The following is a 13,023-nucleotide window of genomic DNA, read 5'->3' as shown; positions in this document are numbered from 1 at the left end:
GCTCGCGCGACTCCCGGAGGGGGCGGGGATGCGCGGCACCGGCCGGCGCGGGAAGGTGACCCCGAAGGTCACCTGGTCGAGTAACGGACGGGTCCGTCGTCTGGTGCCGAAACCTGTTCGGCACCAGTCATTTCGGTTCAGCTGGCGTAGGCGCGCAGGCGGTCGGCGCGTTCGCCCTTGCGCAGCTTGGACATGACCTCGCGCTCGATCTGGCGGACCCGCTCACGGGACAGGCCGAACAGCTTGCCGATCTGGTCCAGGGTGCGCGGCTGGCCGTCGTCGAGGCCGAAGCGCAACCGGATGACCTGCTGTTCCCGCTCGTCGAGGGTGGCAAGGACACTGCGCACGTCGTGATGCAGCAGGCCCGCGATCACCGCGGACTCGGCCGAGGTGGCCTCGGAGTCCTCGATGAAGTCGCCGAGCGGCGCCTCTTCGTCATTGCCGACCGGCATGTCCAGGCTTACCGGGTCGCGGCTGTGGTCGAGCAGATCGGAGATCTTGTCGACCGGGATGCCGGACTCGTTGGCCAGCTCCGCGTCGGTGGCCTCGCGGCCGAGCTGCTGGTGCAGTTCGCGCTTGATCCTGGCCAGCTTGTTCACCTGTTCGACCAGGTGGACGGGCAGCCGGATGGTGCGGCTCTGATCGGCCATGCCGCGCGTGATGGCCTGGCGAATCCACCAGGTCGCGTAGGTGGAGAACTTGAAGCCCTTGGCGTAGTCGAACTTCTCCATGGCGCGAATCAGGCCCAGGTTGCCTTCCTGGATCAGGTCGAGCAGCGGCATGCCGCGGCCGGTGTAGCGCTTGGCGAGCGAGACCACGAGGCGGAGGTTGGCTTCCAGCAGGTGCGAGCGGGCCGCCTGGCCTTCGCGCACGATGACGGCCAGGTCACGCTTGCGGGTGGCCGACAGTCGTTTGCCGGTCTCCAGCAGGTGCTGGGCGTAGAGGCCCGCCTCGATACGCTTGGCCAGCTCGACCTCGTCGGCGGCCGTGAGCAGCGCGGTGCGGCCGATCCCGTTCAGGTACACGCGTACCAAATCGGCTGCGGGGCTCTGGGCGTCGAGGTCCTGATCGCTGGTGCGCACACGAGTGGTGGCGGGGCTTGTCATGACTTGCCTCCTGTCGGTGGTGTCTCACTCCGAACAACGGACCCGACAGGGAGAAAGTTCCCCGTCTCGGCTCAGATAAACCGCTCTGACGTGCGGTTTTCATCACTCTCGTCTGAGAAGTTCCTGAGAAGCACGCCGTTGTGGAACTGTCGCTGTCCGATGCCTGCACCGACCTACCCGCGATTGCTGTGTTTACACCGGCCGTACCAGTCCGTGGCGAACCAGCCCGGCCACCACGGACAGCGCCTCGGCCGCGAACTCCGAGGTCACATCGTCGGCTCCGTGGGCAACCGCCAGCAGTTCGATCAGCTCGTACAACGGCAGGCCGTCGGCGCGCATTCCCGCCAGCAGGGAGATGGTTGTCTCATCAACTTCGTGCTGCCAGCGCGGACCGTCGCCGCGATGCACCCGCGCCACCCGCGGTGTCCACCCGTCGGGGCCGGGCAGCGCGACGCGCTCCAGCGCGGTCGCCGGGTCCACCACGAATCGTGAAGTCCACGCCAGGTTTTCATCACCCGCGACGGCGCGCAGCCAGGCCGAGCGCTCGAAGTACCGCGTCGCCTCGTCGCCGAGCGGATCCTCGAATCCGTGGGTGAGGTCTTCGGCGAGCAGTTCGGTCGGGCCATCGATGGCGCGCAGATAGACGAAGCCGAACCCGACGCCCTCCACCTCGGCCGCGTTGAACGCGTCGAGCCACTGATCGGCGCGCGCCTGGGCGGCGGGATCGCGCGGGTCCAGCCCCGCGTCGCGCAACCAGGTGCCGACATAGAGGGCGGGGTCGGCGACGTCGCGCTGCACGACCCAGGCGTCTACACCGTGCGCGGGCAGCCAGGACGACACCCGATGCCGCCAGTCCTCGCCCTCGACGTGCACCCAGGCCGCGAGCATCGCCGCCGTGCCGCCCGGGTTCAGCAGGTCCGCGGCCTGGCCGATGACCAGTTCGCTCGCGCCGTCGAGCGCGAGCCCGGAATCCCGGTAGGTGTGCTCGATCCTGGCCGGGCCGACGACGAACGGCGGATTCGCCACCACCTGATCGAAGCGCCGTCCCGCGACCGGCTCGAACCAGGAGCCTTCGAGGAGTTCCAGATCGAGGCCGTTGAGCGCGGCGGTGGCCTCGGCGAGCCACAGTGCGCGCGGGTTCACATCCGTCGCGGTCACCCGGTCGGCGTAGGACGCCGCGTGTACGGCCTGCACCCCGCAGCCGGTGCCGAGGTCGAGTACGGAACCGACCCGTCGGGTCGGGGTGGCGCGCAGCAGTGACAGGGAGGCGTGGCCGACGCCGAGCACGTGGTCCTCGCTGAGCGTGCGCCTGCGCATCGAGTCGTCGAGATCGGACAGGATCCACCGGGTGCCCGCGCCCGCGTCGAGCGGACGCAGATCCAGCACGGCCAGCACCGTGTCCCCGGCCCGGCGCAGCAGACCCGCCGCGATCGCGCGATCTATGTCTACGGGCGCGAGCGCCGCGGCAACGTCGCGCTCCGGCATCGGATCGCCGAGCAACAGCAGCCGGATCAACGTGCCGAGCTCGCCCGCGTCCCCGGCCGCGCGGCGCACCGGTACCGGCTCGGAGCGGCCCAGCGCCGCGTGGGCGTCCTCGCCCAGTACCTCGAGCAAGGTGTCGGCGTCATAACGCACGCGGGTCAGCGCCGTCCGCAGATCCGGGCACAGCGCGGTGAGCAGGGATCCGGTGGTGGTCGATCGGTTCGTGGGCACCTCGGTACTCTGCCACCGCCGCCGCTTCGGACCCACAAGGTGGTCACCATGTCGCTTCGCCGCAAGCGCTCCGTTATGCCCGGCCGGTCGGGAACCGGGGCCCCGCTTTATCCACAGGCCGCCAGGCTCCCTGCGAGTGTCGGGATTTCAGTCCGGCCTGTGTGTTGGGTTCGCGAGCATCCGTTCTGTGTGCTTGGCCTGGGAGTGCCTGGCCTGCGTGTTCGGCCCGTGAGCACCGGCCATGTGTACTCGCGGGCCACGTGTGCTCGGCCCTGCGGACCCTGATCCTGTGTGTTCGGACCGCGCGAACGCGAGGCGGGTGTGTTCGGATCGTGCGCACTTGCACTACGCATACGCGGGTTGTGTGTTCGGACAGTGCGAATTCGGACCATGATTCGAACTGCGCGGGTTGGACAGTGCGTTTCCGGATCGTGCGGGTTCGGACTGCGCGGCTTCGGGGCGTGCGAAGGACGACCGCGCTTGCTCGGCTCGCGCGACCGTCCGGTGCGTACTCGGACCGGCTGCGGGACGTCGGCCGGGCCGGACCTATGGAGTGGGGCGGCGAAATGGGTTGTGGTTCAGAGGAGGCCGGTGCTCGGGTTGCGGGCGGTGACGCAGTAGGTGGCGTCGGCGGGGTCGGTCAGCACGATCCAGTGGTCGAAGCGGTGCACGACCGTGGCGCCTAGGGTTTCGTGCCAGGCGGCGGTGGCCTCGATGTCGTTGGAGGACAGGTCGATGTGCGCGCTGGTGGCGCGGTCTTCGCCGAGGCGTTGCAGCAGCAGCTGGACGGGCAGCTGTTGTTCGGGGCGAAGCCGAGCGAATTCCGGCAACCTGCCTTGCTGAAAGGTCCAGCCGGTCAACGACTTCCAGAACTCGGTCTCGACCGCGTGCGCGGCGGGGCCGATGTCGAGGCACACCTGGTCGAGGCGGCTGAGGGTGCCGTCGGGGGCGGTCACGGGCGGGGCCGGGGTGCTGGTGGCGCGACCGCTCGGGGTCAGGCAGAAGGCCTGGCCGCCGGGGGAGCGCAGCACCGCGTAGTCGGGGTGGTTCGCGACCAGCTCGGCACCGAGGTCGAGTGCGGTGCGCACCGCGGTGGGGATGTCGTCGACATCGAAGTCGAGATGCACGCCACCGAGACCGGTGACGGCTTGCATCTTCACGCCAGCGGCGGCGAAGAGCGCGGGATCGGGTAGCAGCGTGAGGAATTCGTCGTGCTCGCCGCGGCGGGCGGAGAGTTCGGTGCCGGTGATCGTGGACCAGAACTTGGCGCAGTCGTCGAAACGTTGTGCGGGGCGGTCGAGGAAGGCCCAGACCCACCGAATCATGTTCTCTCCTGTCTTGTTCCCCGGGACACCTTAGGGAAAGCGACACCTGGTGTCGAGGACATTGGCGTGTCGTCGGCAGTGGCACGATATCGGTGTTTTGTGGCTTTCCTGCCACTCGTTGCGTGCGTGGAATTGCGGCACGCTCAGCGGATGACCGAGCTCCAGACCCTACCGACCGCCTCGATCCAGCGCAGGCGGTGGCATCCGGCGTGGGTGGTCGCGTGCGCGCTGGTGCTGGTCGCGGCGGGCAGTGGGCTCACCGTATTCATGACCGAGGCGTGGCAGCTGGTGCTCACCTGGGGTCTGCTGGTCGGTATCGGGGTGGGCTCGATGTCGATGCCGTTCGTCGCGACCATCACGGGGCGCTGGTTCGTGCGACAGCGCGGCCTGGTCACCGGGGTGCTCACGGCGGCGGGCGCGACCGGTCAGCTGGTCTTTCTCCCGCTGGTGTCGATGCTGGCGCACGCGCACGGCTGGCGGGTGCCCTCGCTGCTGGTGGCCGGTACGGCGCTGGCCGTGGTGCCGCTGGTGCTGCTGTTCATCCGGGACTTCCCGAGCGATCTCGGCGTCACCGCCTACGGGGCCGAAGAAGGCAGCGACGTCGGCGTGCGCACGCCGACCGGTGCGGGCGCGTCGCGGGCGCTCGACGTGCTGCGCGCCATCGCGCGCCGGCCCGGATTCTGGTTGCTGGCAGGCGGATTCGCGGTGTGTGGCGCGTCGACCAACGGGCTCGTCGGCACCCACTTCGTCAGCGCGGCCCACGATCACGGGATGCCGCCGACGGCCGCGGCGAGCCTGCTGGCGGTCGTCGGCGTCTTCGATGTGGCGGGCACGATCTTCTCCGGCTGGCTGACCGATCGGATCGACCCGCGCTACCTGCTGGTCGGCTACTACGTGCTGCGCGGCGCGTCGCTGCTGATCCTGCCCTCGCTGCTGGGCGCGCACACCCAGCCGAGCCTGTGGGTGTTCATCATCTTCTACGGATTGGACTGGGTCGCCACCGTGCCGCCGACGGTGCTGCTCTGCCGGGAACTGTTCGGCGCCGACGGTCCCGTCGCTTTCGGCTGGGTCTTCGCCGCGCACCAGATCGGATCGGCCGTCGCCGCGACCGGTGCGGGCGTGCTGCGCGACCTGCACGGCGACTACGACCTGGCCTGGTATCTGGCCGGTGCGCTCTGCGCCGTAGCCGCGCTCATGTCCGCCGTCGTGAGCCGTCAGGTCGAACCACCCACCGCCGCAGCGTGATCGCTACCTCTTCGGTCAGAGGGGCGGTGTGTCCGGTCAGCTGTCGATGGCGTTGTGCGGGCGGGACTCGATGGCGGTGCGGGGGCGGTCCCAGCGGCTGGGCTCGTCTTTGCGGCGCGGGGGGCGATCGTTGGCGATGAGGACGGCGATCCAGGGCAGTGGGATGGACACCGCGATGACCAGGATCGCGAGCAGCGCGCTGTGGAACGAGCTGTAGACGATCGCGGCGATCACCAGACACGGGATGCGGAACGCCATGATGATCGTGTAGCGGCGAACCCTGGCGCGGTGCTGGTCCTCCAGCGACGGCTGCGCCTCGGTGATCAGCACCGGGTGTTTGGCGTCGCTGCCGGGGAAGTACCCGGCCTTGCGCGGGGTGCCCGAGGGCATCGTGACATCGGGACCGATGTCGTCGGCGTCGGAGGAGTCGCCGTGCTGCTGCATACCGTCGAGTCTTCCACTGTCCGGGCTCGACCGCACACACAGTGGTCAGCCGGACGAATACCGCTCGAAGCGGGCACGCCGCGGGATCGGCCGCGTGTCGCCGCCGCCGATGTCCTCTTGGGTGCCGAACTCGTCATGCGGCATCATGGAGTGCGTGAGTAGTGACACGATGGTTCGCCCGGATACGACCACCGACGAGTCGACGAGCGACGACACCCCGAAGTTCTTCCACTACGTGAAGAAGGACAAGATCGCCGAGAGCGCCGTCATGGGCACCCATGTCGTCGCGCTGTGCGGTGAGGTCTTCCCGGTGACGCGCTCGCCCAAGCCCGGTTCCCCGGTCTGCCCCGACTGCAAGAAGGTCTACGACGGGCTGAAGAAGGGCGACTGACCCCAGCCGTTCCCCCGCCTCGGCTGACGCGCTCGCGTCGGCCGTCGCACCCGGTCATGTCGCCCTGGTCAATTGATCACCAGGTAATGGTGGCGGCATCGCCCGAGAGCCCACCGCCACCATTACCTGGTGATCGCCTGTCCAGGTCCCGTGCGTGCTCACAGCGGGGGCCTGAGGACCCAGCGCACCGATTCTGCGCGCGGGTGCTGATGGAGATGTCACCCGGCCGGTATCGAAGTGCGGTCCCGTTGTAGGTAGCGTGCGCTGGTCGTCGATCTGGCCGAACCCGAGACGTCGTCCATCTCGGCGCCTACCTGGTCGATCTGGGTGGCGTGGACGCGATCGCCTTAACCGCGGGGCGGGGAGAACCCGCAGGTGGGCGTCGACACCCTGGCGGGTCAGCATCGAGGTCGATCCGGCCGCGAATTCCGCGCTGCTGCGGGCAGGTTCTCGACGCGGCTGAATCCGAGATGTTGATGCTGTGGGCGCATCGTCGAATCTCGAGCTGTCGGGTTGTGGTGCTGGTTGTCGATCCGGCCGAACCGGGGATGACGATGTCGCGGGCTGACTGTCGGCCTTGCCGAATCACGAGCTGTCGTCGGCACGGTCGAATCCGAGCTGTCGATGTTGCGAGGCTGGTAGTCGACACGTCGCAACCCGGGTGCTGGGGGTTAGTCGTCGGCCTGGCCGATCCCGAGAGGTCGGCCAATGATGTGCGCCGGCGCTAGGCGGTCTTCGTTTCCCTTTCGACGGGGTCAGGCTTCTCGGCGGTGTGCGGGTTCGGTTCTGCGGTGTGCGGGTTCGGTTCCGCGGTATGCGGATTCGGTTCGGTGGTGGGTTTTGGGTCGTCGGGTTCGGCGTCGCTGTTCCACTGGTTGGCGATCCATTCCTTGACCTGCTCCATGCGGGTGGCGCGGGCGGGCCAGAATTCTTGGACGGCGGCGTTGAATTCGGCGCCGAGGATCACCGCGAAACCGAGGAAATAGGTGAACAGCAGGAAGGCGATCGGGGTGGCGAGCGCGCCGTAGGTGACGCCGGTTTCGGTGACCCACGACAGGTACCGCCGCAGTCCCTCGCTCGCGGTCATGAAGAACACGCCGGCGACCAAGGCGCCGTTGAACAGTCGATGCCACGGCAGCGAGGTGTGCAGGGCCAGCTTGTACAGGGTGGTCAGGCCGACGATCAGCAGCAGCCCGACGCCGGGGTAGTAGAAGAAGTCCAGCAGGCGCAGGCCGGTCGCCCGCCACGCCGCGGGCAGCACCCGCCCGATCAGCGTCGGCCCCAGCGCGACCAGCGGCAGGATGAACACCGACGCCACCAGGAACAACACGTACAGCAGCAGCGCGAAGATGCGCTGCCACACCGGGTGCCGCGCGTCCTGCTGGTCGTGCGCCTCCACGATCGCGTCGACGAAGGTGGCCATCGCCGACGACCCGGCCCACAGCGACAGCACGAAACCGACCGACACCACCGCGCCGCGCCCGCGCCCGAGCACGTCCTGCACGGTCGGCTCGATGAGATCCGAGACCACGGTGGAGCTGAACAGGTCCCGGCTGAACGAGATGATCTTGGACTCGACGATCTGCACCGTGTCGGGCCCGAACCACCCGCCGACGTAGCCGAGGCTGCCGAGCACGCCGAGCAGCAGCGGCGCCAGCGACAGGGTCTGCCAGAACGCCGCGGCCGCCGACTTGGCGAAGATCGAGTCGTCCCACGCCTTCACCGCGACCCGCACGACGAGCCGGGTGACCTGCCTGCGCGCACGCCTGGCGCCCACGATCGCACGCTGCGTCGAGGTCAGCTCGCGCGCGGCGAACCCCGCGCTGAGCGACGGTGAGCCGGAGCGCGGCGGTTCGCTCGGCAAGGCGTTGTTCTCGGACATTGTGACTACAGCATCGCGCATGCTCCCACTCCGCCGCGCCCCACTCCGACCCGCGCGCCTCGCGATGCGCCCCTGATGTCGTGGTCGAGTTACCGCGAAGGCGCGTGGATGGTCTGCCTGAGCGGGCACTGGATCGCTCGTGCACAGGCCGTGCACCACTCGGGCCGGTGGCATGCGTTCCCGCGTTGGACGCGTGGGCGCCGCTGGGATGGGTGCGGGGAAGTTCCGCAAAGGCACGTCGGCACCGGCACGCGGTGGCGAATCCCTACCGCGTTTCCGGGGCGCGGTGTCGTGGGAAACATGTATTTCGGGCGTGTCCGCTGGTGAACATGTGACGCCTATCGCGCAGGCCGCGTCGGTTTGGCAACACGCCGTGCCGGGCCAGTAGGGTCGAGTGCGTGACTGGGTCGGGTGGCGCCGCTGTGGCGGGACAAGCGGAGACACCGGGCGATTCGGGATCACCCGAGGCCTCGGGCAGACCGAACAGCTCCGGTACATCGAGTGGCGGGTCGCTGCGCGCGTGGCAGCGGCGGGCATTGACGAAGTATCTGGCGTCCAAGCCGCGCGACTTCCTCGCGGTGGCGACGCCGGGCGCGGGTAAGACCACCTTCGCGCTGCGGGTCGCGGCCGAATTGCTGGCCGACCGCACCGTCGATCAGATCACCGTGGTCGCGCCCACCGAGCACCTCAAACACCAGTGGGCCCAGTCCGCGGCCCGCGCAGGCATCGCGCTGGACTCGCGATTCTCCAATGCCGCGGGCGGCACCTCCGGCGACTATCACGGTGTGGTCGTCACCTACGCGCAGGTCGCCTCGCATCCGTCGCGGCACCGGGTGCGCACCGAAAACCGCAGGACACTGGTGATTCTCGACGAGATCCACCACGCGGGCGACGCGAAGAGCTGGGGCGAGGCGACCGCGGAGGCGTTCGGCGACGCCACCCGCAGGCTCGCGCTCACCGGAACCCCGTTCCGCAGCGACGACAGCCAGATCCCGTTCATCACCTACGAACCCGACGAGGCCGGCTTCCCGCGCTCGCGCGCCGACCACGCCTACGGCTACTCCGAGGCGCTGGCCGACGGCGTCGTGCGGCCCGTGGTGTTCCTCGCCTACTCGGGCGACGCGCACTGGCGCGACAGCGCGGGCGAGGAGCACACCGCCCGCCTCGGGGAGCCGCTGAACGCCGAGCAGACCGCGCGGGCCTGGCGTACCGCGCTGGATCCGGCGGGCGACTGGATCTCCGCCGTGCTGCGCGCCGCCGACATGCGCCTGCGGCAACTGCGCAACACCGGTATGCCAGACGCGGGTGGCCTGGTGATCGCCACCGACCAGGAGCGCGCCCGCGACTACGCCGAACTGCTCGAACACATTTCGGGCAGCAAGCCGGCGCTGGTGCTCTCCGACGATCCGTCCTCCTCGGATCGCATCGGTGAGTTCGCGGCCAGCCAGGATCCGTGGATGGTCGCGGTGCGCATGGTGTCCGAGGGCGTCGACGTGCCGCGCTTGGCCGTCGGGGTGTACGCGACCAGCGCCTCCACCCCGCTGTATTTCGCGCAGGCGATCGGCCGGTTCGTGCGTGCCCGACGGCCCGGTGAGACCGCGAGCGTGTTCCTGCCGTCGGTGCCGGTGCTGCTCGACCTGGCCGCGCAGCTGGAATTGCAGCGCGACCACGTCATCGGCAAGCCGCACCGGGAGAAGGACGGCCTGGAAGACGAGCTGCTGATCGAGGCGAACAAGCAGCAGGACGAGCCGGGCGAGGAGGAGAAGTCCTTCGTCGCGCTGGCGGCCGACGCCGAGCTCGATCAGGTGATCTACGACGGATCCTCTTTCGGCACAGCGACTTTCGCGGGTAGCGACGAGGAAGCCGATTACCTCGGCATCCCCGGTCTGCTCGACGCCGATCAGATGCGCGCGCTGCTGCGTGAGCGCCAGTCCAAGCAGATCGCCGACCGTGCCGAGCCCGCCTTCACCCCCGCGCCCGGCCCACAGGTCGCGAGCGCGTCCGAACGGGTCGCCACCGCGGATCGACTGGGTGAGTTGCGGCGCGAACTCAACAGCCTGGTCGCGATGCACCACCACCGCACGAACAAGCCGCACGGCGTGATCCACGGCGAGCTGCGCCGCGAATGCGGCGGGCCGCCAACGGCTTTGGCCTCCGCCGACCAGCTGGAAGAACGCATCGCCGCGCTGCGCCGGATGTAACGCACGGTCGGAGGTGGTGCGGCCGCGCTGCGTCGGATGTGGCGCGCGGTCGGATGTGGCGCGCGGTCGGATGTGGCGCGCGGCCGGATGTGGCGCACGCCGGATGTGGCGCACGCCGGATGTGGCATGCGGTCGGACGTGACGCACGGCCTCGCTGCGTTGGATCTAGCGCGGTCGGATGTGCGCGCGGTGCGATGGGGTGCGCGCGGTGCGATGACGGGTGTCGCTACGGCTCGCTCGCGATACCGGCGGGCGCCTGTGGCCACGCCGCCATCGCGCGATCGATGGACAGGGTAAGGCTTTTCAGCGGTACTCCGTCGCGGGCCTGGACCGAAAGGCCGTACAGCACCGTGGTGTAGAAGTTCGCGAGCTCCTCGGTGTCCGTCTCGGCGGGCAGATCGCCTTCGGCCACACCGCGATCCAGTCGCGCGCGGATATCTTCGGTTGTCTCCCTGCGCTTTTCGACGAGGAAGTCGCGGACGGTCGTGCTGCGGGTGGTGTACGTCGAGCCCGCGAGCACCACCATGCAGCCGTGCGGTTTGTCCTCGACGGTGTAGGCGGCCGCGTTGTCGCGCAACATCGCCTCGATGGCGGCACGCGCGGTAGGTTCCTCGCGCAGGGCCCGTTCGGTGTACCCGCCGTGGGTCTGTCCGTAGAGGCCGACGGCCTGCCGGAACAGCGACTCCTTGCCGCCGAAGGCCGCGTACAGGCTCGGTGAGTTGATGCCCATCGCGGTGGTGAGATCGCTCATCGACGAGCCCTCGTAGCCGTGCTCCCAGAACACCTCCATGGCGCGGCGCAGCGCGTCCGTGCGGTCGAAGGCGCGCGGTCGTCCCCGTTCGGCCATCTCGGCTCCTTTCTGTATTGATCACTAAATATACCCCTTGACGCGGAAGCGGCCCATGCGCTTAGCTATTTATGTACTGATCGACACATAAATTGGAGGAAGGCCGATGTCGGGTCTCACGGGCAAGGCGGCACTGGTGACGGGCGGCAGCCGCGGTATCGGGGCGGCGATCGCGCGCAAGCTGGCTGCCGACGGGGCGGCTGTGGCCATCACCTACCAGAACCGCGACGTGGAGGCGAAAGCCGTTGTCGCGGAGATTGAATCGGTCGGCGGCCGGGCGGTCGCGTTCCGCGCGGACAGTGCCGACGCCGAGGCGGTGGTGCGCGTGGTGCATCAGGCCGCGAGCGACCTCGGCCGGCTGGACATCCTGGTGAACAACGCGGGCATCTTCCCCGCGAAACCGTTCGAGGAGTTCACCATCGAGGAAGTCGATCGCGCGCTGCACATCCACGCGCGCGCCGCGTTCGTCGGCGCGCAGGCCGCGGTGGCGCACATGAGCGACGGCGGGCGGATCATCAGCGTCGGCACCAACCTGTCCGAGCACGCGCCGTTCGGTGGTCTCTCGCTGTACAACCTGAGCAAGTCGGCGCTGAACGGATTCACCAAGGCGCTCGCGCGTGAGCTCGGCCCGCGCGGCATCACGGTCAACCTGCTCCAGCCGGGATCGACTGTGACAGATATGAATCCGGTCGACGGCGGGCACTACGACCAGCAGGTCCAGCTGTCCGCGCTGGGGCGTTTCGCCGATCCCGCGGACATGGCGGCGATGGTCGCGTTCCTCGCCGGTGACAGCGGACGCAGCGTCACCGGCGCGATCTTCACCGTCGACGGCGGCACCAACGCGTGATCGGCGTACCGGCGCGCTCGGAACCGTCGACGGTGGCAACAGCGTGCGAAGCCCCCTGGGGGCGTTGCGAACCCGTCGACGGTGAGACCAACGTGCGCATCGCATACCGGCACTCGGCCGTCGGCGGCGCATCCACGCGCGAAGTGTGTTGCGGGGCAGGCTGGTCCGTCGGCGGCGGACCAGTGTGCGTAACCGTGGGCGGAGATGCGGATTCGGGGGCGGGTCGTGCTCAGCCGCTGAAGTAGCGGCCGGGGGAGACGCCGACGGCGCGGCGGAAGGCGGCTACGTAGGCGCTGGGGGTGGCGTAGCCGACGCGGCTGGCGATGCGCGTGATCGGCAGACCCGCCGCCAGTAGGGGGAGGGAGGCGGCGAGGCGGACCTGGGTGCGCCAGTGGCCGAAGGTGATTCCGGTTTCGGACACGAACAGGCGGGCCAGGGTGCGCGGGCTGGTGGCGACCTCGGCGGCGAATGCTTCGAGGGTCCGATCGTCGGCGGGGTCGCGGGTCAATGCGGCGGCCACCTGCGCGGCGCGCGGGTCGGTCGGTGGCTGGGCGCCGACCGGGATCACGTCGACGGGGCGCAGTAGGTCGAAGATCACCGCCTCGGCCCGCTCGCGCTGTGCGGCGGCGGTGTCCGGCGCGGTGAGGTGGTCGAACAGCTCGTGCAGCAGCCGGGTGACGCGGAGCATGGTCGGCGCGGCGAAGGTGACCGGGCAGCGGGCGGGCTCGAGGTAGATGCCGCGCATCTCGGCGCCGTCCGCGGTGCCGGTGCGGTGCCTGGTGCCGCCGGGGATCCACAGCGCCCTGGTCGCCGGCAACACCCATCGGGCCTGGCCCACCTCGACGGCGATGACGCCGCGTGCGGCCCAGGCGATCTGGTGCTGCGGATGCTCGTGTGTCTCGAACCAGAACCCGGCGGGCAGCACCCCGGCGCCGAACACCATCGCCGTCGGGCCCGGTGGTACCGGGTGAAAGCGAGGATGTCCGTTCTGCGACACAATTTGTCACCGTAGCCTGTAGTGG

General features: G+C 69.4%; 11 protein-coding genes. 4 read left to right on the top strand and 7 right to left on the bottom strand.

The window, feature by feature from the left end; translation table 11 throughout:
• Positions 1-137 precede the first annotated feature (137 nt).
• The 3 genes from F5X71_RS24230 to F5X71_RS24220 all read right to left on the bottom strand — a co-directional run bounded on the left by F5X71_RS24230 (position 138) and on the right by F5X71_RS24220 (position 4,144).
• Complete coding sequence (locus F5X71_RS24230; protein WP_167464097.1) at positions 138-1,106, bottom strand: sigma-70 family RNA polymerase sigma factor; 969 nt, start codon at positions 1,104-1,106, stop codon at positions 138-140.
• Between the two features lie 192 nt (positions 1,107-1,298).
• Positions 1,299-2,819, bottom strand: coding sequence for a DUF7059 domain-containing protein (locus F5X71_RS24225; protein WP_167464096.1), 1,521 nt, complete (start codon positions 2,817-2,819; stop codon positions 1,299-1,301).
• Between the two features lie 578 nt (positions 2,820-3,397).
• A complete protein-coding gene (locus F5X71_RS24220) occupies positions 3,398-4,144 on the bottom strand; it encodes a VOC family protein (protein WP_167464095.1) in 747 nt (248 codons plus the stop codon).
• 150 nt (positions 4,145-4,294) lie between these two features.
• Between F5X71_RS24220 and F5X71_RS24215 the strand changes: the two genes are divergently transcribed.
• Positions 4,295-5,389, top strand: a complete 1,095-nt coding sequence (locus tag F5X71_RS24215; protein ID WP_167464094.1) for an MFS transporter — start codon at positions 4,295-4,297, stop codon at positions 5,387-5,389.
• Between the two features lie 36 nt (positions 5,390-5,425).
• On the opposite strand, the gene F5X71_RS24210 is transcribed toward F5X71_RS24215, so the two are convergent.
• Positions 5,426-5,779 (bottom strand): DUF3099 domain-containing protein, encoded by a 354-nt coding sequence (locus F5X71_RS24210; protein ID WP_167466691.1) that lies wholly within the window; start codon positions 5,777-5,779, stop codon positions 5,426-5,428.
• A gap of 199 nt (positions 5,780-5,978) precedes the next feature.
• Between F5X71_RS24210 and F5X71_RS24205 the strand changes: the two genes are divergently transcribed.
• Positions 5,979-6,224 (top strand): DUF3039 domain-containing protein, encoded by a 246-nt coding sequence (locus tag F5X71_RS24205; protein ID WP_428981391.1) that lies wholly within the window; start codon positions 5,979-5,981, stop codon positions 6,222-6,224.
• Positions 6,225-6,948: 724 nt separating this feature from the next.
• Here the strand turns inward: F5X71_RS24205 and F5X71_RS24200 are convergent.
• Positions 6,949-8,106 carry a YihY/virulence factor BrkB family protein gene (locus F5X71_RS24200; RefSeq protein ID WP_238815438.1) on the bottom strand — a complete coding sequence of 386 codons (1,158 nt, stop codon included), beginning with the start codon at positions 8,104-8,106 and terminating at the stop codon, positions 6,949-6,951.
• 512 nt (positions 8,107-8,618) lie between these two features.
• On the opposite strand from F5X71_RS24200, the gene F5X71_RS24195 reads away from it, so the two are divergent.
• Positions 8,619-10,307, top strand: a complete 1,689-nt coding sequence (locus F5X71_RS24195; protein WP_167466690.1) for a DEAD/DEAH box helicase — start codon at positions 8,619-8,621, stop codon at positions 10,305-10,307.
• Between the two features lie 226 nt (positions 10,308-10,533).
• On the opposite strand, the gene F5X71_RS24190 is transcribed toward F5X71_RS24195, so the two are convergent.
• Positions 10,534-11,154 carry a TetR/AcrR family transcriptional regulator gene (locus tag F5X71_RS24190; RefSeq protein ID WP_167464092.1) on the bottom strand — a complete coding sequence of 207 codons (621 nt, stop codon included), beginning with the start codon at positions 11,152-11,154 and terminating at the stop codon, positions 10,534-10,536.
• A 106-nt stretch (positions 11,155-11,260) separates the two neighbouring features.
• Between F5X71_RS24190 and F5X71_RS24185 the strand changes: the two genes are divergently transcribed.
• Entirely contained in the window at positions 11,261-12,001 is a 741-nt protein-coding gene (locus tag F5X71_RS24185) for an SDR family NAD(P)-dependent oxidoreductase (protein WP_167464091.1), read from the top strand.
• 229 nt (positions 12,002-12,230) lie between these two features.
• On the opposite strand, the gene F5X71_RS24180 is transcribed toward F5X71_RS24185, so the two are convergent.
• A complete protein-coding gene (locus F5X71_RS24180) occupies positions 12,231-12,998 on the bottom strand; it encodes an AraC family transcriptional regulator (RefSeq protein ID WP_203218206.1) in 768 nt (255 codons plus the stop codon).
• Between the last annotated feature and the right edge of the window lie 25 nt (positions 12,999-13,023).

This window comes from Nocardia brasiliensis, from assembly GCF_011801125.1.
GTDB classification, from domain to species: Bacteria; Actinomycetota; Actinomycetes; order Mycobacteriales; family Mycobacteriaceae; genus Nocardia; species Nocardia brasiliensis_C.
The sequence above is the reverse complement of the archived record's forward strand: the minus strand, read 5'-3'. Positions and strand labels throughout refer to the sequence as shown.

Bases quoted from the DNA above. Each gene is read 5' to 3' on its own strand.
- F5X71_RS24185 (WP_167464091.1), top strand. From the start codon at position 11,261: ATGTCGGGTCTCACGGGCAAGGCGGCACTGGTGACGGGCGGCAGCCGC.
- F5X71_RS24205 (WP_428981391.1), top strand. From the start codon at position 5,979: ATGGAGTGCGTGAGTAGTGACACGATGGTTCGCCCGGATACGACCACC.
- F5X71_RS24215 (WP_167464094.1), top strand. From the start codon at position 4,295: ATGACCGAGCTCCAGACCCTACCGACCGCCTCGATCCAGCGCAGGCGG.
- F5X71_RS24210 (WP_167466691.1), bottom strand. From the start codon at position 5,779: ATGCCCTCGGGCACCCCGCGCAAGGCCGGGTACTTCCCCGGCAGCGAC.
- F5X71_RS24200 (WP_238815438.1), bottom strand. From the start codon at position 8,106: ATGTCCGAGAACAACGCCTTGCCGAGCGAACCGCCGCGCTCCGGCTCA.
- F5X71_RS24220 (WP_167464095.1), bottom strand. From the start codon at position 4,144: ATGATTCGGTGGGTCTGGGCCTTCCTCGACCGCCCCGCACAACGTTTC.
- F5X71_RS24230 (WP_167464097.1), bottom strand. From the start codon at position 1,106: ATGACAAGCCCCGCCACCACTCGTGTGCGCACCAGCGATCAGGACCTC.
- F5X71_RS24190 (WP_167464092.1), bottom strand. From the start codon at position 11,154: ATGGCCGAACGGGGACGACCGCGCGCCTTCGACCGCACGGACGCGCTG.